This is a genomic window from Nevskia soli DSM 19509, assembly GCF_000711955.1.
GTDB lineage: Bacteria > Pseudomonadota > Gammaproteobacteria > Nevskiales > Nevskiaceae > Nevskia > Nevskia soli.
In genome coordinates this window covers 1-1865 of record NZ_JONR01000084.1, presented here as the reverse complement: position 1 = coordinate 1865, position 1865 = coordinate 1, and the positions used below count along the sequence as shown (strand labels likewise).

The window sequence follows — 1865 nt, the reverse complement described above, 5'->3', positions numbered from 1 at the left end:
GAACTCCCTTGTGTACCGTCGCCGCTTCTCCATAAAACACCTCCTTCAATGCCATAGTAGCGAATGAAGGTGTCTGGGAAACTAGGGGAATCTCACCTGCGGCCTAAACACGCCAGAACTCCCACCACTTCGAAGCGCTTGATCGAGAAAGCCACTTCGCCGAGAAGATAAGAGGCGCTGCAATTGCCACCTCACATATGAGCATGCCCCCCGTTGCATTCGTTGCCCCTGACCAGCTCATTTGGTGCTTTGCAACAAAAAGCAGCATGACGATCGGCGTTGCGGGCATACCAAAGAAAATGATGCCCCATGCCGTGGTGTACATCAGCCGGTGCCACTGCCCCCGAAGTCTCATAGCGTGGGCCATCTCACGCAGCCAGCAACAGACGATGAAGCCGATAGGCTACCCGATCTTGGTAAAACAAACTATCCAAAAAAGCACTTTTTTGTGCCACGATAATTGCGTAGATCGGGCCGATTATTATTGCTCTGCTCAATACGGACCGAAAATGTAAGTCGCAAAATGGGTTTCACACAGCCTCGGCCGTCAGCAGGCGGACCGATCCCATTTAGGTCTCACATCCCACGATGTACATCCATATCCCCAACTGTCGACTCGACTTCCTACGACATAGCGACCGGCTCAAAAACCAGCTCCTTGGTTGGCATTGGACCCATGCTTCCTAATATCTGTGCCTTCATCTTCTCCGTCACGTATATCTGGCCACGCGGGTACTCGGACAACCTGAACATGGGAGGAGTGGGCCGCCCTTTTCTGAATACCGGAACCACGATCCTAAGCAAGAGTCCAGTAGCCGCGCCTTCACCCCATCTCAATTTTGAAGCGCTCACGTCCAATAGCCCGGCAATCGATTTAAACGCGTTAAATTGATAGTACATGCCACTTCTTGTTTCGACTGGCAAGAATTCTCCATGAGAAAGCAAGGTATCCGAAAGTTTCTCCTTTGCCCGCCCACTATAAATAGGTTCGCCATTTATTTGGTGGGGAAAGTCAGATTCCACCAATCCGACGAATTCAGCCGTACCCTTCACCCAGTGCATACGTCTTGTACCCCAAGCGCTTGCTAGGGAGCGGCCATCCGTCATCCGATCGATGTCATTTGCAAGACTGGCATCACTTTCTGACACCGCGAGACCAAAGTCACTGGCAGAGCGCAGCCTATAGAAATTGGATGCCTGGATATTTGAATTGGCAGGTGCCATCGCTTAGGTCCTTCGCGATAGATGCAAGAATGGAGTGCGCTTGGATCAGCCTACTCCAAAGCTGCCGTTCACGGCTGGCCGCTTCGGGCCGACTGCCGCCGAACGCCGGCGCGTCCGGCGGACGCAGCACTAGATGCCATGGTGCACGGTGTCCAGGATAAATGCGGCGAACCAGACGGCAAGGGCTGCGAGAGAAGCCCTGGCAATGGGTCGAGAAGCGCGACGGATGAGATAGCCAGAAACCAAAATGCCTAGGTCAATCAGAACGAAGCCAAGGAGGATAGGGAGCGCGCCCAGCACCCAAACGACAGCTCCACCACCCGCTGCACCAGGAAGGTGGGTCAACTCAGGCTCAACCCACGTGTGCGACGCGACGATGAGAAACGCAACAGCGCCGGCGAGGTTCGCAAGCAACCAAGCACTCGCACTGAATTTCATGCTTTTACTTTACATCCTTGGCTTCGGAGAATGGGACCGCCGGAAAGCGGTCGCCCGCGAGAGGTCGCTCAGGGCCAACTGCGGTCTGCGGACGATGCGCGGTGCGCACCCTATCCTGCTGGATTTGAGAGGCGATATCTACGTGGTTCTGCCCTCATTGAGGGAGCCTCGCAACGGATGGAATGTTCTCCAACGCCTGATCC

3 protein-coding genes are annotated in these 1865 nt (G+C 54.5%); all 3 read right to left on the bottom strand.

Annotated elements, in window-relative coordinates:
* Positions 1-103 precede the first annotated feature (103 nt).
* The 3 genes from BP26_RS29850 to BP26_RS0122475 all read right to left on the bottom strand — a co-directional run bounded on the left by BP26_RS29850 (position 104) and on the right by BP26_RS0122475 (position 1662).
* Positions 104-325 carry a hypothetical protein gene (locus tag BP26_RS29850; RefSeq protein WP_157572711.1) on the bottom strand — a complete coding sequence of 74 codons (222 nt, stop codon included), beginning with the start codon at positions 323-325 and terminating at the stop codon, positions 104-106.
* Between the two features lie 299 nt (positions 326-624).
* Positions 625-1224: a hypothetical protein gene (locus tag BP26_RS29845; RefSeq protein WP_157572710.1), complete on the bottom strand. Its 600-nt coding sequence runs from the start codon at positions 1222-1224 to the stop codon at positions 625-627.
* A 129-nt stretch (positions 1225-1353) separates the two neighbouring features.
* The gene (locus tag BP26_RS0122475; RefSeq protein WP_029922797.1) at positions 1354-1662 is read right to left on the bottom strand and encodes a hypothetical protein; all 309 of its coding nucleotides are present in this window, start codon (positions 1660-1662) and stop codon (positions 1354-1356) included.
* Positions 1663-1865: the final 203 nt, after the last annotated feature.